This window comes from Geothermobacter ehrlichii (assembly GCF_008124615.1).
In the GTDB taxonomy this organism is placed as follows: Bacteria; Desulfobacterota; Desulfuromonadia; order Desulfuromonadales; family Geothermobacteraceae; genus Geothermobacter; species Geothermobacter ehrlichii.
In genome coordinates, this window is the sequence record NZ_VNIB01000003.1 from 134,592 (window position 1) to 160,749 (window position 26,158).

Here is a 26,158-nt window from a genome sequence, read left to right on the forward strand (position 1 = left end):
CCGATCAGCACAATGCCAGAAGCCAACTCGTGGTCGTCGAGGCCAGGCCGATGGAGACGGGTCTGGTCAAGGTGGACGCCAGGGCCCTGTTGAACGACATCGAGCGCAGCGGCCACGCCTCGATCTATGGTGTCCATTTCGACACCGGCAAGACCGACGTGAAGCCGGAGTCGAGGCAGGCACCGCCCTGTTCGGCGGCGAAGGCCTGTTTCTGGCGCGCTTGACGAGGCCCGGCCGGGTCTACCTGCAAAGCCTGCCCTTTTCGCGGCTGGCCGACCGGATCGCCTCGGTGGTGGGGCGCAACACCGGCTCCGGCGATGCCAGTTCGTGGGTCGGCGGATTGATAGGATGGTTTCTTAGCGATTGAGGGCGGGGACGCCGGTCAGCGGATTCCGCGCCGGTTGGCGATGGCCTCGCGGGCCAGTTCGTCGCAGCGCTCGTTTTCCGGATGGCCGGCGTGCCCCCTGACCCAGCACCATTCGATCTGGTGAATCTTTTCCAGCTCGAGCAGCCTTTCCCAGAGATCGCGGTTGGCGACCGGTTTTTTCTGGGCATTCTTCCAGCCGCGCCGAATCCAGCCCGGCAACCATTCGGTCATCCCCTTTTTCAGGTATTGCGAATCGGTGGTCAGCCGTACCCGGCAGGGGCGCTTCAGGGCCTCGAGGCCGGCGATGGCCGCAGTCAGCTCCATGCGGTTGTTGGTGGTTTCCGGCTCAAAGCCGGACAGTTCGCGGATATGGTCGCCGCAGCGCAGCAGGGTTCCCCAGCCTCCCGGGCCGGGATTGCCGCTGCAGGCGCCGTCGGAAAAGATTTCGACCAGTGGTGCAGTCTTTGCCATGAATACGCCTCCCTGGCCGGCCAGCATAGCAGATCGGGAGGGTCGGTCAAAGGATCGATGTTTCGTATCCGGACATTCAGTTTCGGGCGCCCCTGATCCGTTCGGCCAGTTTCCTGGCCAGCAGCCTGTAGCCTGTGGCGTTGGGATGGATGGCGTCGCTTTTCAGGCTGCGATCGGCCAGGATGCCGCTCAGCGTATCTTCCAGCAGGGGGAGGTGATTGTGCTTAGCCAGCTCTTCGTACAACGGCGCCGCCGACAGAAATAGCCCGGGGCGGGGAACGCCCATCAGCACGACATCCGCGCCCCGCTCACGGCAGAGGTCGATCATCGCCTGCAGGTTGGCCCTGGTTTCCTGCGGATCGAGTCGGCGCAGAAAGTCGTTGCCGCCGTGGATGAGAACGACCAGCCGGGGACGAATCCTGTCGAGCAGCCGCGGCAGCCGCTTCAGGCCTTCGGCGGTGGTCTCCCCCGGAATGCCGGCGTTGATCACCTCGTTTCCCAGCAGCTGTTCCAGCACGGCCGGATAGCTCTGTTCCGGCGAGGCGCCGGTACCGTGGGTGAGGCTGTCGCCGAAGGCGAGAATCCGGTCGCCGGCAGTCAGCGGACCGATGGCCGGCTGTCGGTCACAGCCGGCAACAGCGAGAAAGAGCAAAAACAGGAGGCACAGCGCGCGCATACCTGGTCATCATAGCAGACCGTTTCATTGCCGTGGCCGGTTTTCTCGACCGCGCTTGACGAAACGCTCCGGAGCGGGGATGCTTGATGGCGGAGGATAGGGCCTTGCCGCGGCTGCAGCGCTGCCGTGAGTTGCCAACCGGAAGGAGTGACGAGAATGAGCATCAAGGGAACCGAAACCGAAAAGAACCTGCTGAAAGCCTTTGCCGGCGAGAGCCAGGCCCGTACCCGATACACATATTTCGCTTCGGTGGCGAAAAAGGAAGGCTATGTCCAGATCGCCGACATTTTCGAGGAAACCGCCAACCAGGAGAAGGAACACGCCAAGCGCTTCTTCAAGTTTCTCGAAGGGGGCGACCTGGAAATCACCGCCACCTATCCGGCCGGCAGAATCGGCACCACCGCCGAAAACCTGAAGGCGGCCGCCGCCGGTGAGCACGAGGAACACAGCGTTCTCTATCCGGGCTTTGCCGAGATCGCGCAGAAGGAGGGGTTTCCGGAAATCGCTGCCGCCTGGCGCGCCATCTCGGTGGCCGAGAAGCAGCATGAAAAACGTTACAACGATCTGCTTGCCAATCTCGAGGCCGGCCGGGTTTTCAGCCGCGAGACCGAAGTGGTCTGGCGTTGCCGCAATTGCGGCTACCTGCATAGCGGCAAAAACGCGCCCGAAGCCTGCCCGGCGTGCCTGCATCCGAAGGCCTATTTCGAACTGCTGGGCGAGAACTGGTAGGGAGAATGCGAAGACGAGGGGGCGTACCGGACACACGTCCCCCGTCCGGTTTTCGTTATCTGAAAACGGCGATGGCGGGAGGTTGTTTTCCCGGTGGTCTTGCCGAGTGTTTCGTTCGGTTCAGAGCAGGGAGGCCTGCCGTCGTTCGTGGCCCTGGCAGGTGCCGTGTCCGGTACGTACCGGATCGATGCCCAGCCGTCCTCGCGCTGGAATTCGACGATTTTGCGGGTGCGGATGAGGTGGTCGAGCAGCGGCGGCCGCACCATGCGGGTTTCACCGTCAGGGTATCTGACGCGTATCATCATGGCGGGGACACCTCCTGTCCTTGACCCTGTTTTGCACTTATATCAGCCGACGGTGAGCCGGCAACCATGAACCTTTCTTTTTTTATCTCTGGCTGGTGATGGCTGAATCGGATGGTTGCAACGCGACTGTTGCAGGAGGTCGGAGAGCTGCGAACGGCGAAGGATATCTGCCGCCGCCGGGATGGCGGCCGGTCAATGATCCGCTCGGCACCGGTGGGGACTGGCTTCCTCTCTCCCGGGCCGAGAGTCGGGTCTGGTCGCTGGTACTGGCCTCACGCGGCATCCCCTACCGGCAACGCAAGGTTGGCGGCGGCCGGCTGCTGCTGGTTCCGGAATCCCTTTTCATCGAGGCTCGCAGGCAACTGGAGCTGTACCGGCTGGAGAACAGGGACTGGCCGCCGCCGTTGCCGGAATCCCGTCCGCTGCCGGAAAACCAGCTTGCCACCCTGGCGGTCTTCGGTCTGCTGTGCGCCTTCTCCTTTCTGATCGAGCTGCCGGCGGCCCGGGACTGGCTGCCCAGAGTCAACTGGCAGATCGCCGGCAGCGCCCGGGCCGGTCTCATTCTGGATGGCCAATGGTGGCGCACGGCGACGGCCCTGACTCTGCACACAGGCGGTCTGCATCTGGCGGGGAATGTCGTTTTCGGCATCCTGACTGTCGGCTGGCTGGCGCGCGAGCTCGGGTCAGGGCCGGCCTGGCTGCTGGTACTGCTGGCCGGCATGGGCGGCAACTGGCTCAATGCCCTGCTGCAGGCGCCCGCGCACGATGCCGTGGGAGCGTCGACAGCGGTCTTTGCCGCCGTCGGTCTCATTGCCGGGCTCAACCTTGTCCGCTACCGCCGGCCCCTGTGGCGCCGGTGGGCCCTGCCGCTGGCGGCGGCCCTGGGGTTGCTCGCCATGCTGGGTGCCGGCGACGGGCGGACCGATCTCGGTGCGCACCTTTTCGGTCTGCTGACCGGACTGGTTTTCGGTGTCGTCGCTGCCTGGGGACATGAGCGCCACGGTCGGCCCGGCCCCTGGCTGAACCGCCTGCTGGCGCTGGCGGCGGCCGGAATCATGGCGCTGGCCTGGTGGCTGGCGATACGCAGCTGAGGGCGGTGTTGCAGGTGCCGGCCCACAAGCCGGCCGGGCCCTGCGGCTTTTCGGTCAGACCGGGACCAGGGTGTGGTCCTGGCGGTCGATCCTGCGGTAGAAGCAGGTCTTGCGGCTTTTGCCGCTGGCCGGATCTTTCGTGTGGCAGGCGCCACCCTGGGGCTCGACCCGGTAGACGAGGGCGTCCTGGTCGCAATCGACCAGGATGTCGACGATTTTCAGAAAGTCTCCGGAGGTTTCCCCCTTGGTCCAGAGCGCGTTGCGCGAGGTCGACCAGAAGGTGGCCATCCCTTTTTGCAGGCTGGCTTCCAGCGCCTCCCGGTTGACGTAGGCGAGCATCAGCACCCGTCCGTCCGTCGCGTCCTGGACCACGGCCGGCACCAGTCCGCCTCGCTTGTCGAAATCGACTCGCAGTTCGCTGCCTTCTTCGAGCTGTTCTCTGTCCATGGGATCTCTCCGTATCGACGGCATGGGGTTAAGGCCCGTCGCGCCGGACACCGGTCCGGCCGACGGGCCGCTTGGGGCATTCTGCCAACAACGGGGAGAAACATCAACAGCCGCTGTTTGTCGCCTGCGCTCGCTCCGTTTCGAATCCCTCCCGGCGAAAAGGCAAAAGGCCCTTCCGCTTGCGCGAAAGGGCCTTTTGCCTTTTTTTGGCGTCCCCAGGGGGATTCGAACCCCCGTCGCCGGCGTGAAAGGCCGGTGTCCTGGGCCAGGCTAGACGATGGGGACTTGTAACTCAAGTACCCAGCGGGAAATGTCCCCGCGAATACGTTGCTGTTGAAAGTGGTGAGCCGCGTAGGGATCGAACCTACGACCATCTGATTAAAAGTCAGATGCTCTACCAACTGAGCTAGCGGCTCACGCAACGAGGATGACTTTATACTGGAATGCCCCCAGCAAGTCAACCCTTTTTTTGCAAAAAAATCTGTCATGAAACAGGCTTTTCATTTTCTGCGCTCGGGGTCGGAAAAGCCTAGTGATTTTAGCAGTCTACGCGGACAACTTGCCGCTTCGCCGTCAGGCGAACGGATTACTGATCTGAATGGTCTGGTCGCGGCGCGGACCGACCGAAACCAGCACCAGCGGGCAGCCGGTCACCTCCGCCAGGCGGTCGAGGTAGGCCCGGGCCGCCGCCGGCAGCTCGTCCAGGCTTCGGGCGGAGGAGATGTCGCTGCACCAGCCGTCCATCTGCTCGTAGACCGGCTTGCACTCGCGCAGGATTTCGAAGTCGCGCGGAAAGTCCTCCAGCAGTTCTCCCTGCCAGGAGTAGCCGGTGCAGATCTTGATGGTTTCCATTGCGTTCAGCACGTCGAGCTTGGTGATGGCCAATCCGGTCAGGCCACTGGTGCGAACCGCTTCCCGCAGGGCGACGGCGTCGAACCAGCCGCAGCGGCGCGGCCGGCCGGTGGTGGAGCCGAATTCCTGGCCGGCCTTGCGCAGGGCGTCGCCGGTTTCGTCTTCCAGCTCGGTCGGAAAGGGGCCGCTGCCGACGCGAGTGACGTAGGCCTTGGAGATGCCGATGACCTGGTCGATGTGGCGCGGGCCGATGCCGGTGCCGATACAGGCGCCGCCGGCGACGGTGGACGATGAGGTGACGAAGGGGTAGGTGCCGTGGTCGATGTCGAGCAGCGCGCCCTGGGCGCCTTCGAACAGCAGGTTGCGGCCGGCCCTGATCTCGCGGTCGAGCAGGGTGGAGGCGCAGCCCTGGTAGCGCCCCAGGATTTCGGCGTATTTGCCGTATTCGTCGATGATTGCCTGCCGGTCGAGAGGGGCCTTGCCGAAGAATTTTTCGAGCAGAAAGTTCTTCTCCGGCAGCACCTCGTCCACCTTGCGGGCAAAGACGTCCGGCCTGACCAGGTCGTTGAGGCGGATGCCGCGCCGGCCGACCTTGTCTTCGTAGGCCGGCCCGATGCCGCGGCCTGTGGTACCGATCTTGCGGTCGCCGCGCGCTTCTTCGCGGGCGAGATCGATGGCGGTGTGCCAAGGCATGATGATGTGAACGTTGCCGTCGATCACCAGCTGGCTGTCATCATGCAGGTAACCCTTGGCCTTGAGTCCGTCGATCTCCTTGATGAAGACCCGCGGATCGAGCACCACCCCGTTGCCGATGACGCAGCGCTTGCCCGGATGCAGGATGCCGGACGGGATCAGGTGCAGGATGGTCTTCTCCTCTCCCACCACCAGGGTATGCCCGGCGTTGTTGCCGCCCTGGAAACGGATGACGTCATCCGCGTACTCGGTATAGATGTCGACGATTTTTCCCTTGCCCTCGTCGCCCCACTGGGCGCCGACGATCACGATGTTCGGCATGTCTTTCAGCTCCTCTGGATGGCCAGGCCGATCTTTCCGGTTTCGATGTCGGCGACGCTGATGCTCGTTTTCTGCTCGTCGTCGACCCGAATCAGTTCGACCTGGTCGGATTGTTCCTCGATGACCATGACGTAGCGGTAGTCCATCTTCTTCGCGTAGTCCAGGCTTTCCGGCAGCGAGCGCGGATAGCTGTCGCGAGCGGCGGAAAAGCCTTGGCGGCGCAGCTGGGCGGCGATTTTCTGTGCCTTCTGTTTGTCTCTGCCCTGCTGGAAAAGCAGAAAATCGGTGCGCTGCAGGGCCGGCGCGCTCAGTTCCTTCTCCAAGGCGAAGAAGAGGTTCAGCAGGTTGAAGGTGAAGCCGGTAGCCGGCAGTCGGCGGCCGTAACGGGCGGTCAGGTTGTCGTAGCGTCCGCCGCTGCACACGGCGTGGCCGATGCCCGGCAGAAAGGCCTGGAAGGTGATGCCGGTGTGGTAGTCCAATCCCCTGATCTCGCCGAGGTCGAACAGCACCCAGGAATCGACCCGGTAGGTTTCCAGGGTGGCGAGAACCTCATACAGGTTGTCGAGAGCCTGGCGGGCCGCGGTCGATTCGACGACCGCGGCCGCCTTTTCGAGCACGTCCCGACCGCCGAAAAGGCGCGGCAGGGCCAACAGCTCTTCCTTGCGCCGGTCGGGCAGCGGCAGTTCCTCGAGCAGGTCGCGCAGGCCGGGAGCATCCTTGCGACGGATGTGGTCCCTGAGCCGGGCGAGCTGGTCCTGCTCGAGGTCGAGGTCGTTCATGATGCCGCGGACAAATTCGACCTGCCCGACATCGATGGTGAATTCCCGGGCGCCGAGGGTTTCGAGGGCCTCCACTGTCATGGCGATCATTTCGGCATCGGCTTCGGCCTGATGCAGGCCGACCAGCTCGACGCCGGCCTGGTAGATCTCCCGGTCCTTGCCCATCTGCTGTTCGGCGTGCCGCAGAACCCGGCCGCTGTAGCAGAGACGCAACGGCAGCGGCAGCTCATGCATGCGGGTGGCGGCGATGCGGGCGATCTGCGGCGTGATGTCCGGCGGCACGGCGACCAGCCGGCCGCTCTGCCGGTCGTCGAAGCGGACGGCGGTCTGTCGCAGGTCGGGCCCGAGTCCGCGTTCCAGCACGTCGAGATTTTCCAGGCCGGCCGGCAGCACCAGGCGGAATCCCCATCGGTGAAACAGGTCGAGCAGGGTGCGGCGCAGGTAGTCGATGCGGGCGGCGCGGGCCGGAAGAAAATCCTTGACCCCTTTGGGCAGTACAATGTCGGTGGACGAATGCAGTTCAGTCATGAAGGCTTTCGGACCTCGTTCAGAGTATGGCCTGGGTCACTGCGCGGATGGCCGGGTGTTCGCCGATCCGCGCCAGCAGCTGTTCGGACACCGGGCTGTCGATCCTGATGATGGACAAGGCTTCGTTCTCGCCGCGGGCCAGGTTCATGCTGGCGATGTTGACTCTGGCGTCGCCGAGCAGCTGGCCGATAAAGCCGACAACCCCCGGCTCGTCCCTGTTGTAGAGAATCAGCAGCGGACCGTCGGGCGTGGTTTCGACCGGATAGTCGTCGATGGCGACGATGCGTCCCTGACCGCCGAAAAAGGCACCGCAGACCGAGTGCCGGCCGCCGTCCGCCTCGACGGTGATGCGCATGAGAGCAGTATAGCCTTCGGCGCGGGAGCTTTTTGACTCGGTGATTTCGATGCCCCGTTCGCGGGCCAGGTGCGGGGCGTTGACGTAGTTGATCATCGACCCGACAGCTGGGTAGAGCAGGCCGTTGAGAACGGCGCAGGTCATGGGCGCCATGGGGTGTTCGGTGATGTCGCCGGCATAGTCGATGCGCAGGCTGCGGATGGCGCCTTCGCTCAGTTGGGCCAGCAGCAGGCCGAGCTTTTCGCCGAGCCGTACGTAGGGACGGATAACGGCGAGCAGTTCAGCGCTGACCGAGGGTACGTTGAGGGCGTTGCTCACCTCGCCGTGGCGCAGAAATGCGATGACCTGCCGCGCCGCCTGTACGGTGACGTTGACCTGGGCATCGAGAGTCGACGCCCGCAGGTGGGGCGTGCAGATCACCTGGGGCAGTTTCAGCAGCGGATTGTCGGCGGCCGGCGGTTCCTGGGCGAAGACGTCGAGGGCCGCGCCGGCGATCTGGCCGCCGGCGATGGCTTCGGCCAGGGCCTGTTCGTCGATGAGACCGCCGGTGGCGCAGTTGACGATGCGGCATCCCGGTTTGCAGCGGGCGAGAGTCTTGCGGTTGAGCAGGAACTCGGTCTCGGCGTTGAGGGGGATGTGCAGGGTGATGAAATCGGACGATTCCAGCAACGCATCCAGTTCGACCGGCTCGGCCCCCATCTGCCGGATCATCTCGGACGAAAGGTAGGGATCGTGGACCAGGACCTTCATCGCCATTGCCCGTGCCCGTTCGACCACCAGTCGGCCTATCTTGCCGGCGCCGACCACACCGAGGGTCTTGCCGGCGAGTTCGACGCCGAGAAAATCGTCCTTCGCCCAACCGCCGGCGATGGTCGAGCCGTGGGCTTGCGGAATGTTGCGGGCCAGGGAGAAGAGCATGGCCAGGGTGTGCTCGGCGGTGGTCGTGGTGCTGCCGAAGGGGGTGTTCATGACCACCACCCCCTTGCGATTCGCCGCCTTCAGGTTGATGTTATCGACCCCGATGCCGGCGCGGGCGATGACCCGCAGCCGTTCTGCGCGATCGAGCAGGTCGGCGCCGACCTGGGTACCTCCACGGACCACCAGCGCGTCGACATCGGCGATGGCCGTCAGCAGCTCGTCGGCGGTTATCCCTGGCTGGTAGACGAGTTCGATCTCTTCGGCTTCTTCGAAAAGTCGCAGGCCTTCGGGGGAAAAGGTGTCTGAAATGAGAACTTTCATCGGCAAAACGGATGCCTGGCGCCCGGTTTTGAGCACCTTCGCGGCAAACTCCCAATCTAGCAACCTGTCAGTTGCGTGTCAATGAAAACCCCGAATGGCGCTGGAGTTAGCCCGGTCGGCCGACCGGGCCAAAGGACCGGCAGGTGAATATCAGCAGAGGGTGACGTTCTGGGCCTGCAGGCCCTTGGGGCCTTCCACCATCTCGAACTGCACCAGGTCACCCTCGTTGAGGGTGCGGTAGCCCTCCATCCGGATGGCGGAGAAGTGAACGAAGATGTCCGGTCCCCCCTCCTGTTCGATGAAACCGAAACCCTTGGCATTGTTGAACCATTTCACGGTCCCTCGCATGGTCATGATGCATGTCCTCCTGGCGTTTTGGAGCATTCGGCCGGCAGGCCCAAGATGATATCAATCAGAAACTATAGCCGCTGCGACGAGACAATCAAGAAGATTTCGTTAAGAAGGACACATTGAACTGAAAAAAGGAGGGACCCTGCACTCGGCAGGATCCCTCTTTTTTCAGTTCGGCCGGGTCCTTTCTTCTTTCCTCTGCCTTTGCTGGTCCCCGACCATGGACGCGAGGCACGACGGGCAGATCGATGTGGTGTCGATGGCGCAGAGATCGGGGCCGATCTGGTGCCCCCTGGCCCGGTTGGCTCCCATGAATTTGCCGCACCAGCCGCAGTAACGTAGCAAACGCACCTCCTTGTGGTTTAGGTTTTCTCATACCACAATATATTGTGGAGTCAAGGAGGGCGTCGCCGATTTTGCCCGCTAGCGGCGGCTGAGGAAGTCGATCAGCAGCCTGACGCCGACGCCGGAGCCGCCGAAGGAACGGTAGTCTTCTTCCTGGTCTTTCCAGGCGGTGCCGGCGATATCGATGTGCGCCCAGCGGTTTTTGCCGACGAAAGCCTTGAGAAAGGCGGCGGCGGTGATGGTGCCGGCGGCCCGGCCGCCGATGTTCTTCAGGTCGGCGACCTTGCTCTTCAGCTGCTGGCCGTAGTCGTCCCACAGTGGCAGTTGCCAGAGCCGTTCGCCGCTCCGCTCTCCCGCCGCCAGCAGCTGGCGTACCAGCCCCTGGTTGTTGCCGAGAACGGCGCTGGCGTGGTGACCCAGGGCGATGATGCAGGCACCGGTGAGGGTGGCCAGGTCGATGATGGCTTCCGGTTCGAATCGGCCTGCCCAGGTGAGGGCGTCGGCCAGGATCAGCCGGCCCTCGGCATCGGTGTTGAGAACCTCGATGGTCTTGCCGGACAGCGAGGTGAGGATGTCGCCGGGTCGGTAGGCGGTACCGGATGGAAGGTTTTCCACCGCCGGCACGATCCCGACCAGGTTGATCGGCAGCCGCAGGCGCGCCGCGGCGCGCAGGGTGCCGAGCACGGCGGCGGCACCGGCCATATCCATCTTCATCTCGTCCATCTTTTCCGCAGGCTTGAGGCTGATGCCGCCGGCGTCGAAGACCACGCCCTTGCCGACCAGGGCGATCGGCTTCTGCCCGCTGTCGGCGCCGCGGTATTCGAGGGTGATCAGCCGCGGTTCGCGGCTGCTGCCCTGGGCGACGCCGAGCAGGGCGCCGAAACCTTCCTTTTCCAGCCGGCACCGGTCGAAGATGGTGCATTCGATGGCTTCTTCTTCGGCGAGCTGTTCCGCTTGGCGCGCCAGTTCTTCCGGTGCCTTGGCGTTGCCGGGGAGGTTGACCAGATCGCGGGCCAGGCGGACGCCGGCGCAGACGGCCGCGGCCCTGGCGGCCAGTTCGCCGAGCGGTGTCACATGGCGGCGACTGCCGGCCAGCAGCAGCGCCTCGCGCATGGGCCTGGGACGCTCCTTTTTCTCCCCGATGTAGCGGTCGAAGCTGTAGGCGCCGAGCAGCAGCCCTTCGATGACCGCCTGCCAGATTTCCTGCCGGTTGCGGACCGGATCGAAGGAAGGCAGGTGCACGGCCAAACGATCGAGCTTTTTCTCCCGCAGCAGCCGGATCGCCCGGCCGGCGGCGCGGCGGGCGGTTTCGGTGTCCGTGGGGCCTGGTTTGCCCAGACCGACCAGCAGAACCCGGTCGGGGGCGATTTCGTCGCCGCAGTGCAGCAGCAGCGTCTGGCCGGCGGTGCCGTCGAATTCGCCGTCCCGGCGGCTGCGGGCCAGCCGCCCGCCCAGCTGCCGGTCGAGCGATTTCAGGGGGTCGCTGGTTAAGCTGCCCTGCCTGACGGCCAGGACGAGGCAGGGGGTCTTCTGTTTCAGCGGATCGGTGGAACGTACCTGAAGTTTCATCGGTCGGTTTCTCCTGTGTCAGTTGGCAGGGAACAGATTTCCCTGCTCAGGTAATCCGTTTTCCATTGTTCGACGGTGTCCGGCCCGACGCCGAGTTCGGCGGCCAGCAGCCGGCATGTCGCCTCGAGGTCGGCCAGCCCCTGCCCCGGTTCGAGGGCTCTGGTGGTGCGGCGGCGCAGGATGTCGCCGGGGGTGCGTGCCGCCTCGAAGCGGGCAGCGAAGACGACTTCGCCGGTCAGCAGCGGAGAGTCGTCGGCGAGCGGCCGGCACAGTCCGGTATCGGTTAGCAACAGCTCTTCCAGCCGGGTCACCCGGGCGCCGTAGCGGTCGACCAGCGGGGCGGCCTGTTCGGGGCCGAGTCCGAGCCGTTGCAGGCGGCTGGTCCAGCGGGTCCGGAACTCGGCAAAGTCGCCGACGGCGCCGCCGGGAAGCGGAACCCGGGCGCTGAGTCCGTCTTTGCCGTGCCAGCCGAGATGTCGGCAGACCAGGCGGCCGACCCTGGCGGCCAGGGCACGATAGGTGGTGTACTTGCCGCCGGCCACCGAAAGCAGGCCGTCGATTTCCTGCAGAATCCGGTATTCGCGCGAAACCCGGCTGGCCGGCCCGTCGCCGTCGCGGACGAGGGGGCGCAGGCCGGCGAAGGCGGCAATGACATCCTGCTGCCGCAAGCGGCAGTCCCGCAGGCGGCGGTTGCTCTCCTCGATGAGGTAGGTGATGTCCTCGGGAACGGGGCTGACCAAGTCGGGGGAGCGGTCGAAATCGACGTCGGTGGTGCCGATCAGCGACATTTCGCCCCAGGGAATGACGAAGAAGAGCCGGTCGTCGCGGCCGGACGAGAGATAGAAGGCTTCTTCCCGCCGGTTGATGCGCGGCACCAGAATGTGTGTTCCCCGCGTCGGCCGCAGGCTTGGGGCGGTGAGACCGGCAAGGCGGCGGACCCGGTCGAGCCAGGGCCCGGCGGCGTTGACGACCATTCGCGCCGCCACCTCCGTCTGCCGGCCGGATTCCAGGTCGCGGACGGCCGCCGCGCCGATGCGGCTGCCCCGGCGAATCAGCCCCTCGACCGCGACATGGTTCAGGCAGACGGCGCCGAGGTTTTCCGCCGCCAGGATGTTCTCCAGGCAGAGACGGGCGTCGTCCATCCGGCAGTCCCAGTAGCGGGCGGCGCCGACCAGGCCTTCCTGCTTCAGGCAGGGCTCCGCCTCGGCGAGCTCGCCGGGAGCGCAGAGCTGGTGCCGGCGGGCGTTCTGCCCTAGGGCGAGCAGGTCGTAGAGGGTCAGACCGGCCCGGATCATCCAGAAGGGACGGCGGTCACCCCGGTAGCCCGGGATGAGGAAGGGGAGCGGCCGGACCAGGTGCGGGGCCAGCTTCTGCAGCAGGCGGCGCTCCCTGCAAGATTCGTGGACCAGGCCGAGGCGGCCGCCCTCGAGGTAGCGCAGGCCTGCGTGGATCAGCTTGGTCGAACGGCTCGAGGTGCCGCCGGCGAAATCCCCCTTGTCGACCAGGGCCACCTTCAGTCCGCGCAGGGCGAGTTCGCGGGCGATGCCGGCGCCGGTGATGCCGCCGCCGATGATCAGGACGTCAAAGGACTGGTGCTGTAGCCGGTGCAGTTTTTCGGCGCGGTCGACAGGCATGGAAATCCGTTTACTGGTCGCCAGGGGCGTTGGGTTGCCGGGCCGTTTTGACATTTTCCCCCGGCCCGGTAGACTTTCAGGGTGTCGTTGAAAGGATATAGAATATCAGGAGCTTTTTCCAGTCGGGAGGCGGGTGATGCGCAGGATCTTCTGGTTGTTGGGGCTGGTGTTGCTGGCAGGCTGCGTTGCGGGCACGGGAACGAAGGTTGCGGATGACAGTGCTGTAGGGGTGAGTTATGTCGACATGGACGGGCGGACCGGCCTGTCCGGAACCGTGGTGCTGAAGAAGAACGGCGAGCCGCTGGCCGGCGCCTTCGTCAACGTCTATGCCGACACCATGTCCAACCTGCTTGGACCTTCGCAGTACATCTCGCGCCCCTCGGACAAGGACGGGCGGTTCATGCTTGATATTCCGCCGGGCACCTATTACGTGGTCGCCCGCAAGCGGATGAGCGGCGAGCCGAGCGGCCCCCTGGCGCCCGGCGACTACTATTCGGAGCACCAGCGGGTCAAGGTCGAGGTCCGGCCAGGCTGGATGACGGTGCTGAATCTCGAGGTGGTGCCGATGAAGGCGCCGATGTTCTTCAAGAAGAGCCCGGTCGAGCGGCGGACTGATACCGGCATCCGCGGCCGGCTGGTCGATGCGGCCGGCAAGCCGATTCCCGGCAGTTTCGCCATCGCCTATGTCGATGCCGACATGAAGCGGTTGCCCGATTTCGCCTCCACCCTCTCCGACGCCGACGGGCGCTTCACCCTCTATCTGCCGGAGGGCGGTTCCTACTATCTCGCCGCCCGGGTGCACGCCTGGGACATGCCGCGTCCGGGAGAACTGTACGGCCGCTACGGCGGCGACAAGCCCCGGTCCGTTCGGGTGAAGAAGGGGGAATTCGTCGAGGGAATCACCCTGGTGCTGACTCCCTTTACCGGCGAATACAAGTCGGGCAAGAGCCGGCGCCCGTATTGAACGGCACTTCGCAAGGACGGCCGGGCTGACGGAAACCCGGCCGTTTCTGTTTTCGGAGCCGAAAAGTCCTGTTTGCTCAGCGCATGCCGATGCGGCTGAGCAGCAGGCCGAGATTGCGGTTGAGGAAGTGTTCTCGCGGCAGTGAGGAGATGGGCGGCGTCTTGCGTTGTCCCAGCGCAACCAGCAGATCGATGATCTGCTGGTTGCGTTCCATTTTCAGCCCCTGCCGCAGGGCGCGGATGGCTTTCTGTTTCTGTCCGGCCTCCAGGTAGGTCCGTCCCAGGTTCAGGTAGTGCAGGCTGTTGGCCGGTTCCTTCTGCTTCGCGGACAGGCACATGGCGACGGCTTTCTGGAACTGCTTCTTCTCCCGCGCCAGGCAGTAGGCGAGGCAGGATTTGGCGGTCGGGGTCTCGAACAGCTTGCAGGCGTCTTCGAACAGGACCAGGGCGAGCAGGGTGTCGTTCTTGTCCAGGGCGTCGAGTCCCTGCCGGAGCAGCATCCGGAAACGGTCGGTGGTCATTCCTTCTTCTGCCGGACCGGGGTCGGCTCGGTCCGCGCCCAAAAATTCTATCGCGCTTTGCTTCCGCCGCAACGGACCGGCCGGTAAAAAACCGGAAATGGCGCGGCGGCCTAGCCCATGCGCAGTTCGATGAAGCTTTCCAGGTCGCCACAGAGCAGGAAGGGATTGGTTTCAAGCTCGTGGGCGATGGTGGCGGTCGGTGTCGGCCCGTAGTCATGGCCGGGGTAGACGACGGTTTCCGGCGGCAGTTGCTTCAAGCGCTGCAGGCTGTGGTAGAGGCGTTTGACGTCGCTGCCCGGCAGGTCGGCCCGGCCGCAGCGGGAGACGAAGAGGGTGTCGCCGGTGATGACCGCCGCGTCGAGGCGGAAGACGATGGAGCCGGGACTGTGCCCCGGGGTGTGCAGAACCTCGATCCGTTCGGCGCCCAGCGGCAGAAGCTGACCGTTGTGCAATGGAACCTGCGCCAGCGGCAGGTCGCTGGGATGGGCCGCCAGAGGGGCGCCGGTGGCGGCCATGATCCGGTCGTTGCCGGCGATGTGGTCGCGGTGGCCGTGGGTATTGGCCAGAATACGGATGGTCAGCCCCCGCTTTTCGGCCTCCGCCAGCAGCAGATCGGGGGCGAAGCTGGGATCGACCACCATGGCGTCGTTTGTCTGCGGGCACCAGACCAGGTAGCTGAAGTTGTCGGCCCGGCCGGCCCGTAGCTGGACGATTTCGAGGGCCATGTCAGAGCCACTCCGGTTTTTCCGGCTCGATCTGGCCGATCTTGCAGATGACGCCGTCGACGATCTTGAAGCGGAAGCCGGTCTCGCGCACGGTCCATTCGTCGCCCTCTTCCGGCGGCAGGGGGAACTCCCGGCTGCCGAGATAGAGGTCCTCGTTGTCGATCAGCCCGTACCATTCGAGCTGGCCGGTCTGCCAGATTTTCGTTTTCAGTCCAAAAGCCATGGCGGGGTTGTTTCCTTCTTTTCGTGCGTCGGTTCGTTGGCGGATGTTTCCCATCATACCCGCTGCCGGCGATTTTGCGCAATGGGGGAGCCTGTTGGCGCGTTGAGGCGCGTCAGTCCGTCCTGGCCGAGCGCAGGCGCAGGGCATTGCAGATCACCGAGACCGAGCTCAGGCTCATCGCCGCCGCCGCGACCACCGGGCTGAGCAGGATGCCGAAGAAGGGATAGAGTACGCCGGCGGCCAGCGGAACGCCCAGGGCGTTGTAGACGAAGGCGAAAAACAGGTTCTGCCGGATGTTGGCCATGGTCGCCCGGCTCAGTTTGCGGGCGCGGACGATGCCGGTCAGATCGCCTTTGACCAGGGTTACCCCGGCCGACTCCATCGCCACGTCGGTGCCGGTGCCCATGGCGATGCCGACATCGGCCTTGGCCAGGGCCGGGGCGTCGTTGATGCCGTCGCCCGCCATCGCCACCCGGTGCCCCTCCTGCTGGTAGCGGCCGACGACCGCCGCCTTTTCGTCCGGCAGCACTTCGGCGACGATGTCGTCGATGCCGAGCTTTTTGCCGACCGCTTCGGCCGTCGCCCGGTTGTCGCCGGTCAGCATGACGATGCGGATTCCTTCGTCGTGCAGCTGCGTGATCGCCGCCGGCGTCGTATCCTTGATTGGGTCGGAGACCGCCAGAAGTCCGGCCAGGCGACCGTCGGCGGCGACAAATATGACCGTCTGCCCCTCCTCGCGCCGCTGTCGCGCCCGCTCGGCCAGGGCGGCGGTGTCGATGGCGAAATCGTCCAGCAGTTTGGCGTTGCCGAGCAGGACCTCGACTCCGTCGACCCGGCCGGAGACGCCCTTGCCGGTGTGCGAGGTGAAATCCTGCGCTTCGACCAGCGCCACCCCCCGTTCCCGGGCGCCGGCGACCAGGGCGGCGGCCAGGGGATGTTCGCTCCCCTGCTCCAGGCTGCCGGCCAACGTCAGCAGCCGGCGTTCATCCATGCCGGCGGCCGGCATCACGCCGGTCAGTTTCGGCTCGCCCAGGGTCAGGGTGCCGGTCTTGTCGACCACCAGCAGGTCGATTTTTCGCAGGGTCTCGATCGCTTCGGCGTTTCTGAACAGTACCCCCATGCCGGCGCCCTTGCCGGTCGCCACCATGATCGACATCGGCGTCGCCAGTCCCAGGGCGCAGGGGCAGGCGATGATCAGCACCGACACCGCGGCGATCAGTGCGTAGGCCAGGCGCGGCTCGGGACCGGCCAGCAGCCAGGTGACAAAGGCGAGCAGGGCGATGGCGATCACCGCCGGCACGAAGTAGCCGGCCACCCGGTCGGCCAGCTTCTGGATCGGGGCGCGGCTGCGCTGGGCGTCGGCCACCATCTGGACGATGCGCGCCAGCAGGGTGTCGCCGCCGACCTTCTCCGCCTGCATGATCAGGGCGCCGGTAGTGTTGACCGTGGCGCCGATCAGGGGATCGCCCGGTTGTTTGCTCACCGGAATCGGCTCCCCCGAGATCATCGACTCGTCGACGCTGCTGCTGCCTTCGAGCACGATGCCGTCCACAGGGATCTTTTCGCCTGGCCTGACCCGCAGCCGGTCGCCGGGGCGGACCTGCTCCAGCGGAATGTCCTCTTCGCTGCCGTCGGTATTGAGCCGGCGGGCCGTCTTGGGAGCCAGTCCGAGCAGGGCCTTGATGGCGGCCCCGGTCTGGCTGCGGGCACGCAGTTCCATCACCTGCCCGAGCAGAATCAGGGTGACGATGACGGCCGCCGCCTCGAAGTAGACGCCGACGGAGCCGTCCGGTCCGCGCATGGCGGGAGGAAAGATGCCCGGCAGCAAAACGGCGATCAGGCTGTAGATGTAGGCCATCGACACGCCGAGACCGATCAGGGTGAACATGTTCAGGCTGCGGTTGACGACCGACTGCACGGCGCGTTGGTAGAAGGGCCAGCCGGCCCAGAGAACCACCGGCGTCGACAGCAGCAGCTCCAGCCAGCCGAGGGTGCGCGGCGTCGCCAGCTCTTCGATCAGCTGTCCGCCCGGCAGCATCTCGCGCATGGCGATGATTACCAGCGGGATGGAGAACACCGCGGCGAAGACGAAACGGCGGCGCATGTCGTCGTATTCGGGGGTTGTCTCCTCGTCGCCGGCGACGAGCTGGCTTTCCAGGGCCATGCCGCATTTGGGGCAGTTGCCGGGGGTGTCCTGCGCCACCTCCGGGTGCATCGGGCAGGTGTATCGGGTTCGTGCAGTCGGCAGTGGAGACAGGGGCTCCAGAGCCATGCCGCACTTGGGGCAGTTGCCGGGGCCATCCTGCACCACCTCGGGATGCATCGGGCAGGTGTAGGTCGTGTCTCCGGTATTGGCCCGTGATGGTGGTCGTTCACGCCCGGTTCCGGTGTAGGCGCCGGGATTGTCCCTGAACTTGGCCAGGCATCTGTCGCTGCAGAAATGAAAGATGGTGCCTTCGTGTTCGTAGGGTTTGAAGGCGGTCTCGTCTTCGGTCTGCATGCCGCAGACCGGATCGACGAAGCGCCGGCCACTGTTGACGTGATGGCAATCTCCGTGTTGGTGATGCATGCTTTGCTCCTTGCTGGTCAGGATGACCTGAATTGAGGAATTGTCTGCACAGGCTGTCGAATATTCCCCATGTTCCCCCATGTTCTGATAGGTGACCTGCAATTAATCGATGCCTGACATGGATATTGAGCAAGTGCTGTACCATGCTTGTTGCGGGTGGCCCTTTTTCTGGGAAAATGAAAAGGGGCGACACGACGGGATCCATTCTTTCCTGTCGGCAATCGTGCATTGCCGGCATCGACACTTAGGAGCTTTATCATGGAGTATGTTTTCTGCAAGCGGATGAATCTGACTTTTGAACAGGCTCTGGAACGGGTCCGGGAAGAACTGGACAAGGAAGGGTTCGGCGTGCTGACCGAGATCGATGTCAGGGCGACGCTGAAGAAGAAGCTCGATGTCGACTTCAGAAACTATATCATCCTCGGCGCCTGCAATCCCCGTTTCGCCTACAGGGCGCTGCAGGCCGAATCCTGGATCGGCAGCATGCTCCCCTGCAACGTCGTGGTGCAGCAGTTCGATGACGGTCAGGTCGAGGTGGCGGCGGTCAATCCGATCGCCTCGATGCAGGCGGTGGAGAATCCGGACCTGCTGGAGGTGGCCACCACTGTGCAGGAGAAGCTGAAAGCTGTCATCGCCGCGCTTTAGCAGGGTGGAAAACAGCTTCCAAATGCTCATTTACAGGTGTTTGTAAGCTGCGCTTTTTCGACTGTTTTCGTCTTGGTCTGCCCCATGACGTTTTTCGTACGGGTCTAGGTACGCCTCATGCCTCGAGATTTCGGCTGCCCTGTATCCGAGACCTTTTGAACATTCTGGTCCGTAAGCACCCTGGATCGTGGCCAGCACTCATTTTCGATTTTGCAAATAAGTTGGCTTGATGTCAGAATCCGCCTTGGAACCGATCCGTTGCTGATTGTTCCGAGACACGCGTTGTCCAACGTACGTGATGTGCACTCTCCCGTTTCGGCGGGAGGATGACGTTCCCCGAACCGGAGTGACACCCATGAAATTCACCAAGATGCACGGAGCCGGCAACGACTATGTCTACGTCAACGGCTTCGAGGAAACGATCGACAATCCGGAAGAGCTGGCCGTTCGGGTCAGCGACCGGCATTTCGGCATCGGTTCCGACGGGCTGATCCTGATTCTGCCCAGCGATCGGGCCGACGTGCGGATGCGGATCTTCAACGCCGACGGCAGCGAGGCGGAGATGTGCGGCAACGGCGTTCGCTGTGTGGCCAAGTTCGTCTATGAGCGCGGACTGGTTCGCAAAGAGCGGTTGATCATCGAAACCGGCGCCGGCCTGCTGCCGGTGGAGCTGTTTCCCGATGCCGGCGGTCGGGTCGACCGGGTGCGGGTCGGCATGGGAGAGCCGCGGCTGACGCGGGGCGAGATACCGATGGCCGGACCGGCCGACGAGCGGGCGGTCGACATTCCCTTCGAGGTAGCCGGCCGCACGCTGCGGGCGACCTGCGTTTCGATGGGCAATCCCCACTGCGTCATCTATGTCGACGATGTCGACGCCTTTCCGGTGGCCGAGCTCGGTCCGCAGATCGAGCGCCACCCCCTCTTTCCGCAACGCACCAACGTCGAGTTTGTGCAGGTCCTGTCGCAGGGCGAGGTGCGCCAGCGGACCTGGGAGCGCGGCGCCGGTGAAACCCTGGCCTGTGGCACCGGCGCTGCAGCGGTGACCGTCGCCGGGGTGCTGACCGGCCGCAGCGGCCGCCGGATCGTCAATCACCTGGCGGGCGGGGACCTGGTGCTGGAATGGCTGGAGGCCGGCCCGGTGCTGATGACCGGGCCGGCCACCGAGGTTTTCAGCGGAGAGTTTCCCCTGTGAGCGACTGTATCATGTGCCGGCGCTGGCTGGAGGAGCCGGAGCTGCGCATCGCCGAACTCGATGTCTGTTGCGTCATGCTCAACCGGGACCAGTTCTTTCCCGGCTACACCCTGGTCTTCACCCGGGAGCATGTCACCGAACTGTTTCACCTGGACACGGAAACCCGGCACCGGCTGATCGACGAGGTCAGCCGGGTCGCCGGGGCCCTGAACACGGTCTTTCGTCCGGCGAAGATGAACTATGAGCTGCTCGGCAACATGGTGCCGCACATCCACTGGCACCTGATTCCCCGCTTTCGTGACGATGCGCTCTGGCCCACGCCCGTCTGGAGCCGTCCCCACGAGGAGGTCCTGCTGTCCGCACAGGAGCGGCGGAATCGCATCGCCGCCATCCGCGGCGCTCTGCAGGAGGAGCGATGAAGGCGGTTCTGTTCGATCTCGACAACACCCTCTATCCGCCGGAGCGGGATCTGTTCTCGCTGATCGACGTGCGCATCAACCGCTACATGGAAGAGGTGGTCGGCATCGCCGCTGCCGAGGTCGACGGATTGCGCCGCCGTTACTGGCGCGACTACGGCGCCACTCTGCAGGGGCTGGTGCGGCACTACGCCGTCGATCCCGAGGACTACCTGCACTATGTACACGACGTCGACGTGGGCAGCCGCCTGCGTCCCGACCCCGTGCTGCGCGACACCCTGGCCGCGCTGCTTCTGCCCCGTTACGTCTTCACCAACGGCTCCAGTGACCATGCCGAGCGGGTGCTGGCGGCGCTCGGGCTCGAGGACGTCTTTGCCGGAATCTTCGACATCCGCATCGCCAACTACCAGCCGAAGCCGAACCGGGATCCCTATGAAGAGGTGCTGCAATCTCTCGGACTGCAGGCGGGGCAGTGCATCATGGTCGAGGATTCCCTCGACAATCTGCACACGGCCAAAAAGCTGGGCATGGCCACCGTGCTGGTGGGCGAGGGGCCGGCGGCGGCCCATGTCGATCATCATGCGCCGGATGTCTGCAGCGCTGCCCGGGCAGTGGACGATCTGAGCCGCCGGGCGGGAGGGTGGTCATGAGCCAGCCGCTGGGCGTGCATGCCTCCATCGCCGGCGGCATCGACAGGGCGATTTCCCGCGGCGAAGCCGTCGGCTGCACTGCCCTGCAGATTTTCACCAAAAACGCCAGCCGCTGGGCGGCCAGTCCCCTTGCCGAAGAGGCGGCCGCTGCCTTTCGCAGGGCCTGGAAAGCGAGCCGCATCGGTCCGGTCTACGTTCATGACAGCTATCTGATCAATCTCGCCGCGCCGGACGAGGAGAAGTGGCGCAAGTCGCAGGCCGCCTTTCTCGACGAGATGCGTCGCTGCTCGGCCCTCGGCGTGCCGGGGCTGGTCATGCATCCCGGCGCTCATCTCGGTGCCGGCGAAGAAGCCGGGCTGCGGCGCATCGCCGTCGCTCTGCGGGCCGTTCTAGCCGAGGCGCCGCCGGATGTGCAGATCCTGCTGGAGACCACCGCCGGCATGGGCAGCCATCTCGGCTGGCGTTTCGAACAGCTGGCGCGCATCATGGATCTGGTGCCGGAACACGCCTTCGGGGTCTGTTTCGACACCTGTCATGTCTTTGCCGCCGGCTACGATTTGTCGGACGAAGCCGGATATGCCACGGTGATGGACGAATTCGACCGCCTGATCGGCTGCCAGCGGATCCGCCTGTTTCATCTCAACGACAGCAAGAAACCCTGCGGCAGCAGGCTCGACCGGCACGAGCATGTCGGCCGTGGCTGTATCGGCGAGACCGGCTTCACCTGCCTGATGCGGGACGAGCGCTTTGCCGGCGTGGCGAAAATCATCGAAACGCCGCCGGGTGAAGACCATGCCGACGATCTGCGCAACTTGGCGCTGCTGCGGCGGTTGGCGGGGGAGAGCTGAAAGAGATAACACGGTCACCAAGACGCCAAAGGCACCAGGAAAATCTATTTAACGCAGAAGCGCAGAGAGGGAAATGGCGCAGAGGAAAACAAATATCGATTTTGATTTAGAAATAGACAAAGAAGTTGTCTTATCTCCGCCTCTGCTTCTCTCCATCTCAGCGTTAAGCGAATTTTGACCTTCTTGGTGACCTTGATATTTTCGTGGTGAAATATTTTTGTGTGGCGAAAGCAATTACATCCAGAGGTTACTGAAATCATGCGCGCGGTATTGCAACGGGTCAGCGAGGCCCGCGTCAGGGTCGATAACGAAATCGTCGGTGAAATCGACACCGGATTGCTGGTGCTGCTCGGCGTCGGCCGGGAGGACGAGGAGCGGGATGCCGTCTATCTGGCGGAAAAAACGGCCGGGCTTCGCATCTTCGAGGATGATGGCGGCAAAATGAACCTGTCGGTGATCGATGTCGGCGGGGCGGTGCTGGCGGTATCACAGTTCACCCTCTATGGTGACTGCCGCAAGGGGCGGCGGCCGGGCTTTTCCGATGCCGCCCCGCCGCAGGAGGCCGAACGGCTCTACCGCTGCTATGTCGAGGGGCTGCGGCGGCTGGGGATTTCGGTCGCCACCGGTGTCTTTCGGGCCGAGATGGCGGTGGAGCTGGTCAACGATGGTCCGGTGACCCTGCTGCTCGACAGCCGCAGGCAGTTTTGAGCCGCCGTTCGAGCGGGAAGGAGGGGCCGATGTCCGAAGAGATGCGGCAGAGCCGGTCGGCGCGGAAACGGGCGGCCAAGCTGGTGGAAGCGCTGGCGGCGCGGCTGGTCGAAGGATCCGAGCGTTGGCTGGCCGGTCTGGATCTGCCTGCCGATCTGGCGGAAGAACTGGCGACCGCCAGGGCGACCAGGGGGCATTCATCGCGTCGCCGGGAGGTGCGTCGCCTGGCGGCCCTGCTGCGTCGGGAGCCGGAGCTGGTAGAGCGGATCGAACGCCACCTGGCCGGGGTCGATGCCGCCCACAACCGGGATCGTCGCCGGTTTCACCAGCTGGAGGCATGGCGTGACCGGCTCTGTTCCGGGCAATCGGCGGCAGAGGCGATGGCCGAGTTGCGGCGATGCTGTCCCGACCTGGATCACGGGGAGCTGGCGCGCCTGTCGCGTTCAGCCTGCAACGGCGACCGGGCGGCGGCGCGGAGCCTGTTTCGGCTTCTGCGCCAGAATCAGGACCTGTTGACTTGACCCGACCCCGGCGGCTGGTAAGGTCTTGACAGAAGGAGAAAGGTCGCCACCATGCGTTTACTGTTCCTGCTGTTGATTCTGGTCGTTTTTTCGTTCCAGTCGGCAGCCGCTGGCAGGTTGTATCCCTGTCGGGATGAGGAGGGAAGAATCTTTGTCACTGACCGGCCCTACCAGCTGCCGCAGGGGTGCGTGTTGCTCGGGCCGCCGCCGGAGGGAGGGGGGCGCCTGAGCATCGTGCCCCTTCCGGATGTCGAGAGTCCCGCCGCTCACGGGGCGATGACGGCGCCTTCGCGCGTGGAGCAGAAACGCATCTTGCTTGAAAACCAGTGGCGTAAAAGAGCCGAGAGCCTGTTGGCTGCCTGGAAGACCGCTGTTGGAGATGTCTACCGGGCCGGTCGCAGCCGGCAGCGCCGGCTGGCACGACGGGAACTCGATCGGCTCCGGGAGCAGAAGCGTGCGCTGCTGGCCGAGGTTCAGCAACAGGGGCGATCATCGTTTCTGCGCTGGATGGAGGAGCGGCTGGCGCCCGTCGAATAACCCGGTTTGTGGCCGACCGCTCTTTCACGGGGGTGGCAGCAGTCATATTGTCTTGCCGAGAGCCAGGATTCCGGTTATGCAACGAAAAAAGCCCCGCCGTGAGCGGGGCTTTTACCGATAATCGCTGGATCGGGGGAACTCAAAGGGCTTTCTTGATCAGATTTTCGAGCTGATTCTTGGGGACGGCGCCCACCACCTGGTCGACGACCTTGCCATCCTTGAACAGGATCAGGGTCGGAATACCGCGGACACCGTACTGACCGGGGGTAGCCGGATTTTCGTCGACATTCAGCTTGGCGACTTTCACCTGACCGTCGTATTCATCGGCAAGGCTGTCGACGACCGGGGCGATGGCCTTGCAGGGAGCGCACCAGGAAGCCCAGAAGTCGACCAGGACCGGAGTCGAGGATTGCAGAACTTCGCTGTCGAAACTGTTGTCAGTCAGTTCCATCACTTTATCGCTTGCCATATTCTGTTTCTCCTTTTTTTGACATGAGATCGCAGATAATCGCGTTTTTCAAATCATAAAGGAGCCGGCGGAAAAATCAAGGGGAATGCATCCCCCAACTCCACCATCCCTTTCGGGATTCGGCTGGCGGAACAGGCCCGTCTGCATCGTTGCCGGCATTGCTCAAGTGCTCGACGTGGCTCGTGCCATGCCTGCGCCGAACCGGCCGGTCGCCTTGCATCCGGACCCGTTTCGTCACCCCGGTCCGCAAAACGGGCGGGAAATGCCGGCGATGCTTGACAGCAGGTCGGAGGGGCTCCTATCCTGCCGCTACCATCCCCATCGGAGGAGAAGATGCCGCAGACAAAACTGCTCGATGCCTTGCAGCGTCACGCCGAAATGATTCGGCTGACCTTCGAGGCCCAGGCCGGCGAGTTGGTCCGACTGGCGCAGATGGTGGCCGGCGGCTTCCATCGAGAGAGCCGCCTTTTTCTTGCCGGATCGGGGAATCTCGGCCGCGCCGCCGATCTGACAGAGGCCTATTTCCTCGACCAGCTCCATTTCGAACGACCGCAGTTGCCCGCCTATTCTCTCAGTCACGACCAGGCACTGGCCGCCTCGCTCGATCGCCACGGCCGTCTCGGCGAGCTGTTCACCCGCCAGTTTCTTCTCATGGCGACCAAGGGTGATCTGCTCCTTCTCTTTGCTGACGGAACCCATGACCCGGCCCTGGAAAACCTGGCCCAGGCGGCGGTCGATACCGGTTGTACCACGGCGCTGGTTCAACCGGAAAAGCTGGACTGGACCGGCCCGCCGGTCGAGTTCTGCTTTCAGGTCAGGTCGGACAATACCGGCGAGATCGTCGAGGCCGCCCTGCTGTTCGGCCGTCTGCTCTGCGAACTGGTGGAACGGGAACTGTTCGGAATCTGATCCATGTCTCTCTACCCGGTCATGCTCGATCTGCGGGACCGGCTCTGCCTTGTCGTCGGCGGTGGCAGGGTCGGCTGTCGCAAGATACGGGGGTTGCTCGCTGCAGGGGCGCGGGTGCGGCTTGTCAGTCCGGCCTGCAGCGAGAGGTTGACCCATCCGGCGTTCGAATGGCGGCAGCGTCCCTATCGCCGGGGCGATCTGGCCGGAGCCCGTCTGGTTTTTGCGGCCACCGACGACCCCGCCGTCAATCGCGCGGTGGCCGACGAGGCGCGAAAGATGGGAGTGCCGGTTAATGTCGCCACCGGCGGCCATGACGGCGATCTGCTGCTTCCGGCGGTGCGGCGGCGCGGGGCGATCGTGCTTGCGGTCAGCACCGGGGGGGGCAGTCCGGCCCTGAGTGCCGTTGTCGCCGACAGGTTGTTTCAGCAGTTGGGTCCCGAATGGGAACGGGTACTGGAGATCGCCAGCCGTTTACGCCGCCGTTCGTTGACATCCCCGAAAAGTGCGGAATATAATCAATCCATTTTGCGCCAGCTGCTCGACGACGGTCTTGCCGGGCTGCTGCGCAGCGGGCGGCGCGAGGCCGTTGACGAGCTGCTGCGGCGCCATTGCGGCGTTGACGGGCTGGCTGAACTGGGCATCGACTCTTTGGAACCATTGCCATGAATGCCGATATTCTGCTCTACAAGATCACCCTCCTGATCTATTTTGTCGCCACGGTCCTCTATCTCATCGATGTTATCGGGCGCCGGCAGAAGGTCGGCAATCTCGCCCGCTGGGTTCTGGTCGGCGGCTTTCTGGTCCACTGTGCCACTATCGTGGCGCGCTATGTGGCGGCCGGACATGTGCCGGTGGTCAATTTGCAGGAGTCCCTCTCCTTCTTCGCCCTGGCCATCGTCGGCGCCTTTCTGCTGTTTGACCTGAAATACCGGCTGACCATCCTGGGCGCTTTCAGCTGTCCGCTGGCACTGGCGATGATGATCTTCGGCGCGGCGGCCAAAAGTCCGGTCTCGACTGCCAACCCGGCGCTCGACAGCTGGTGGTTTCCCATTCACATCAGTCTCGCCTTTGCCGGCTACGCGATCTTCGCTCTCGCCTTCGCTGCCGGGGTGATGTATCTGATGCAGGAGCGGATGCTCAAGAGCAAGCGTTTCTCCGGCCTCTATTACCGTCTGCCGTCGCTGGAGGTGCTCGACAGCATCAATTACAAGTGCCTGACGTTCGGTTTTCCCCTGATGACCATGGGCATCATTTCCGGGGCGGTCTGGGCCAACTCGGCCTGGGGCGGCTACTGGCGCTGGGATCCGAAGGAGACCTGGGCGCTGATTACCTGGTTTCTCTATGCGGCCCTGTTGCACGGCCGGCTGACGATCGGCTGGCGCGGCCAGCGGGCGGCCATCTTTGCCATCATCGGCTTTCTCTGCCTGCTGTTCACCTTCCTCGGCGTCAATACCCTGATGTCCGACCTGCACAGCTTCAACACCCTAGAAGGCAAGTAGGGGAGGCCCGG

The 26,158-nt window shown here is 64.3% G+C and carries 31 protein-coding genes, 2 tRNA genes and 1 pseudogene; 16 read left to right on the plus strand and 18 right to left on the minus strand.

The features are described 5' to 3' along the window. Window positions 1-50 precede the first annotated feature (50 nt). Window positions 51-224 (plus strand): hypothetical protein, encoded by a 174-nt coding sequence (locus EDC39_RS15290; protein WP_187426648.1) that lies wholly within the window; start codon window positions 51-53, stop codon window positions 222-224. After that, window positions 182-367 (plus strand): annotated as a pseudogene (locus EDC39_RS15695) (TIGR00266 family protein); the annotation flags it as partial. The gene EDC39_RS15290 and the pseudogene EDC39_RS15695, both read left to right, overlap by 43 nt. 15 nt (window positions 368-382) lie before the next feature. On the opposite strand, the gene rnhA reads toward EDC39_RS15695, so the two are convergent. Continuing rightward, window positions 383-838, minus strand: coding sequence for a ribonuclease HI (gene rnhA / locus EDC39_RS04630; protein ID WP_148895208.1), 456 nt, complete (start codon window positions 836-838; stop codon window positions 383-385). A 76-nt stretch (window positions 839-914) separates the two neighbouring features. Beyond that, the gene (locus EDC39_RS04635) at window positions 915-1,514 is read right to left on the minus strand and encodes an arylesterase (RefSeq protein WP_148895209.1); all 600 of its coding nucleotides are present in this window, start codon (window positions 1,512-1,514) and stop codon (window positions 915-917) included. Window positions 1,515-1,670: 156 nt separating this feature from the next. Between EDC39_RS04635 and rbr the strand changes: the two genes are divergently transcribed. Beyond that, entirely contained in the window at window positions 1,671-2,243 is a 573-nt protein-coding gene (gene rbr, locus EDC39_RS04640; protein WP_148895210.1) for a rubrerythrin, read from the plus strand. Here the strand turns inward: rbr and EDC39_RS15915 are convergent. Further along, window positions 2,213-2,548 carry a GSU3473 family protein gene (locus tag EDC39_RS15915; protein ID WP_407925431.1) on the minus strand — a complete coding sequence of 112 codons (336 nt, stop codon included), beginning with the start codon at window positions 2,546-2,548 and terminating at the stop codon, window positions 2,213-2,215. The genes rbr and EDC39_RS15915 overlap by 31 nt on opposite strands. 98 nt (window positions 2,549-2,646) lie before the next feature. Between EDC39_RS15915 and EDC39_RS04645 the strand changes: the two genes are divergently transcribed. Next, window positions 2,647-3,639, plus strand: a complete 993-nt coding sequence (locus tag EDC39_RS04645) for a rhomboid family intramembrane serine protease (protein WP_148895211.1) — start codon at window positions 2,647-2,649, stop codon at window positions 3,637-3,639. Window positions 3,640-3,693: 54 nt separating this feature from the next. On the opposite strand, the gene hisI is transcribed toward EDC39_RS04645, so the two are convergent. The 10 genes from hisI to EDC39_RS04690 all read right to left on the minus strand — a co-directional run bounded on the left by hisI (window position 3,694) and on the right by EDC39_RS04690 (window position 12,752). Then, complete coding sequence (hisI, locus tag EDC39_RS04650; RefSeq protein WP_148895212.1) at window positions 3,694-4,086, minus strand: phosphoribosyl-AMP cyclohydrolase; 393 nt, start codon at window positions 4,084-4,086, stop codon at window positions 3,694-3,696. A 207-nt stretch (window positions 4,087-4,293) separates the two neighbouring features. Continuing rightward, window positions 4,294-4,371 (minus strand) — tRNA-Glu (locus tag EDC39_RS04655). Between the two features lie 55 nt (window positions 4,372-4,426). After that, a tRNA-Lys gene (locus EDC39_RS04660) sits at window positions 4,427-4,502 on the minus strand. 157 nt (window positions 4,503-4,659) lie between these two features. Further along, window positions 4,660-5,952 (minus strand): adenylosuccinate synthase, encoded by a 1,293-nt coding sequence (locus tag EDC39_RS04665; protein WP_148895213.1) that lies wholly within the window; start codon window positions 5,950-5,952, stop codon window positions 4,660-4,662. Between the two features lie 5 nt (window positions 5,953-5,957). Beyond that, a complete protein-coding gene (gene hisZ, locus EDC39_RS04670; protein WP_148895214.1) occupies window positions 5,958-7,259 on the minus strand; it encodes an ATP phosphoribosyltransferase regulatory subunit in 1,302 nt (433 codons plus the stop codon). A gap of 19 nt (window positions 7,260-7,278) precedes the next feature. Beyond that, a complete protein-coding gene (gene serA, locus EDC39_RS04675) occupies window positions 7,279-8,853 on the minus strand; it encodes a phosphoglycerate dehydrogenase (protein WP_148895215.1) in 1,575 nt (524 codons plus the stop codon). 150 nt (window positions 8,854-9,003) lie between these two features. Beyond that, window positions 9,004-9,207: a cold-shock protein gene (locus tag EDC39_RS04680; protein WP_281289723.1), complete on the minus strand. Its 204-nt coding sequence runs from the start codon at window positions 9,205-9,207 to the stop codon at window positions 9,004-9,006. Between the two features lie 165 nt (window positions 9,208-9,372). Beyond that, window positions 9,373-9,549, minus strand: a complete 177-nt coding sequence (locus EDC39_RS15295; protein ID WP_187426649.1) for a hypothetical protein — start codon at window positions 9,547-9,549, stop codon at window positions 9,373-9,375. 78 nt (window positions 9,550-9,627) lie between these two features. Beyond that, window positions 9,628-11,118 carry a leucyl aminopeptidase gene (locus EDC39_RS04685; RefSeq protein WP_148895216.1) on the minus strand — a complete coding sequence of 497 codons (1,491 nt, stop codon included), beginning with the start codon at window positions 11,116-11,118 and terminating at the stop codon, window positions 9,628-9,630. Then, window positions 11,115-12,752, minus strand: a complete 1,638-nt coding sequence (locus EDC39_RS04690; RefSeq protein ID WP_187426650.1) for a glycerol-3-phosphate dehydrogenase/oxidase — start codon at window positions 12,750-12,752, stop codon at window positions 11,115-11,117. The genes EDC39_RS04685 and EDC39_RS04690 overlap by 4 nt, the downstream gene beginning before the upstream one ends. 136 nt (window positions 12,753-12,888) lie before the next feature. Between EDC39_RS04690 and EDC39_RS04695 the strand changes: the two genes are divergently transcribed. Continuing rightward, on the plus strand, window positions 12,889-13,716 hold the full coding sequence (locus tag EDC39_RS04695) for an MSCRAMM family protein (RefSeq protein WP_148895218.1): 828 nt from the start codon (window positions 12,889-12,891) through the stop codon (window positions 13,714-13,716). A 76-nt stretch (window positions 13,717-13,792) separates the two neighbouring features. On the opposite strand, the gene EDC39_RS04700 is transcribed toward EDC39_RS04695, so the two are convergent. From EDC39_RS04700 to EDC39_RS04715, 4 genes are all read right to left on the minus strand, one after another. Then, window positions 13,793-14,236, minus strand: coding sequence for a tetratricopeptide repeat protein (locus tag EDC39_RS04700; RefSeq protein ID WP_148895219.1), 444 nt, complete (start codon window positions 14,234-14,236; stop codon window positions 13,793-13,795). Between the two features lie 110 nt (window positions 14,237-14,346). Continuing rightward, the gene (locus EDC39_RS04705) at window positions 14,347-14,961 is read right to left on the minus strand and encodes an MBL fold metallo-hydrolase (protein ID WP_148895220.1); all 615 of its coding nucleotides are present in this window, start codon (window positions 14,959-14,961) and stop codon (window positions 14,347-14,349) included. A gap of 1 nt (window position 14,962) precedes the next feature. After that, window positions 14,963-15,184, minus strand: coding sequence for a hypothetical protein (locus tag EDC39_RS04710; RefSeq protein WP_148895221.1), 222 nt, complete (start codon window positions 15,182-15,184; stop codon window positions 14,963-14,965). A 112-nt stretch (window positions 15,185-15,296) separates the two neighbouring features. Then, entirely contained in the window at window positions 15,297-17,753 is a 2,457-nt protein-coding gene (locus EDC39_RS04715; protein WP_148895222.1) for a heavy metal translocating P-type ATPase, read from the minus strand. A 258-nt stretch (window positions 17,754-18,011) separates the two neighbouring features. On the opposite strand from EDC39_RS04715, the gene EDC39_RS04720 reads away from it, so the two are divergent. The 8 genes from EDC39_RS04720 (at window position 18,012) to EDC39_RS04755 (ending at window position 23,270) form a co-directional block, all read left to right on the plus strand. Then, entirely contained in the window at window positions 18,012-18,398 is a 387-nt protein-coding gene (locus tag EDC39_RS04720; protein ID WP_148895223.1) for a DUF302 domain-containing protein, read from the plus strand. A gap of 355 nt (window positions 18,399-18,753) precedes the next feature. Beyond that, the gene (gene dapF / locus EDC39_RS04725) at window positions 18,754-19,590 is read left to right on the plus strand and encodes a diaminopimelate epimerase (protein ID WP_148895224.1); all 837 of its coding nucleotides are present in this window, start codon (window positions 18,754-18,756) and stop codon (window positions 19,588-19,590) included. Continuing rightward, window positions 19,587-20,009 (plus strand): HIT family protein, encoded by a 423-nt coding sequence (locus EDC39_RS04730; protein WP_246140178.1) that lies wholly within the window; start codon window positions 19,587-19,589, stop codon window positions 20,007-20,009. Before dapF ends, EDC39_RS04730 begins: the two co-directional genes overlap by 4 nt. Beyond that, complete coding sequence (locus tag EDC39_RS04735) at window positions 20,006-20,656, plus strand: pyrimidine 5'-nucleotidase (RefSeq protein ID WP_148895226.1); 651 nt, start codon at window positions 20,006-20,008, stop codon at window positions 20,654-20,656. Before EDC39_RS04730 ends, EDC39_RS04735 begins: the two co-directional genes overlap by 4 nt. Continuing rightward, the gene (locus tag EDC39_RS04740; protein ID WP_148895227.1) at window positions 20,653-21,504 is read left to right on the plus strand and encodes a deoxyribonuclease IV; all 852 of its coding nucleotides are present in this window, start codon (window positions 20,653-20,655) and stop codon (window positions 21,502-21,504) included. Before EDC39_RS04735 ends, EDC39_RS04740 begins: the two co-directional genes overlap by 4 nt. A 258-nt stretch (window positions 21,505-21,762) precedes the next feature. Then, window positions 21,763-22,212, plus strand: coding sequence for a D-aminoacyl-tRNA deacylase (gene dtd / locus EDC39_RS04745; RefSeq protein ID WP_148895228.1), 450 nt, complete (start codon window positions 21,763-21,765; stop codon window positions 22,210-22,212). Window positions 22,213-22,241: 29 nt separating this feature from the next. After that, window positions 22,242-22,733: a ribosome biogenesis factor YjgA gene (yjgA, locus tag EDC39_RS04750; protein ID WP_148895229.1), complete on the plus strand. Its 492-nt coding sequence runs from the start codon at window positions 22,242-22,244 to the stop codon at window positions 22,731-22,733. A 51-nt stretch (window positions 22,734-22,784) separates the two neighbouring features. Beyond that, a complete protein-coding gene (locus EDC39_RS04755) occupies window positions 22,785-23,270 on the plus strand; it encodes a DUF4124 domain-containing protein (protein WP_148895230.1) in 486 nt (161 codons plus the stop codon). A 139-nt stretch (window positions 23,271-23,409) separates the two neighbouring features. Here the strand turns inward: EDC39_RS04755 and trxA are convergent, their stop codons facing one another. Next, window positions 23,410-23,739 (minus strand): thioredoxin TrxA, encoded by a 330-nt coding sequence (gene trxA, locus EDC39_RS04760; protein WP_148895231.1) that lies wholly within the window; start codon window positions 23,737-23,739, stop codon window positions 23,410-23,412. A 333-nt stretch (window positions 23,740-24,072) separates the two neighbouring features. Between trxA and EDC39_RS04765 the strand changes: the two genes are divergently transcribed. Genes EDC39_RS04765 through ccsB form a run of 3 tightly spaced genes read left to right on the plus strand, consistent with a single transcriptional unit; the run spans window position 24,073 to window position 26,147 of the window. Further along, window positions 24,073-24,648 (plus strand): phosphoheptose isomerase family protein, encoded by a 576-nt coding sequence (locus EDC39_RS04765; protein ID WP_148895232.1) that lies wholly within the window; start codon window positions 24,073-24,075, stop codon window positions 24,646-24,648. Window positions 24,649-24,651: 3 nt separating this feature from the next. After that, window positions 24,652-25,314 (plus strand): precorrin-2 dehydrogenase/sirohydrochlorin ferrochelatase family protein, encoded by a 663-nt coding sequence (locus EDC39_RS04770; protein ID WP_148895233.1) that lies wholly within the window; start codon window positions 24,652-24,654, stop codon window positions 25,312-25,314. Beyond that, window positions 25,311-26,147, plus strand: a complete 837-nt coding sequence (gene ccsB, locus EDC39_RS04775; protein ID WP_148895234.1) for a c-type cytochrome biogenesis protein CcsB — start codon at window positions 25,311-25,313, stop codon at window positions 26,145-26,147. The genes EDC39_RS04770 and ccsB overlap by 4 nt, the downstream gene beginning before the upstream one ends. Window positions 26,148-26,158: the final 11 nt, after the last annotated feature.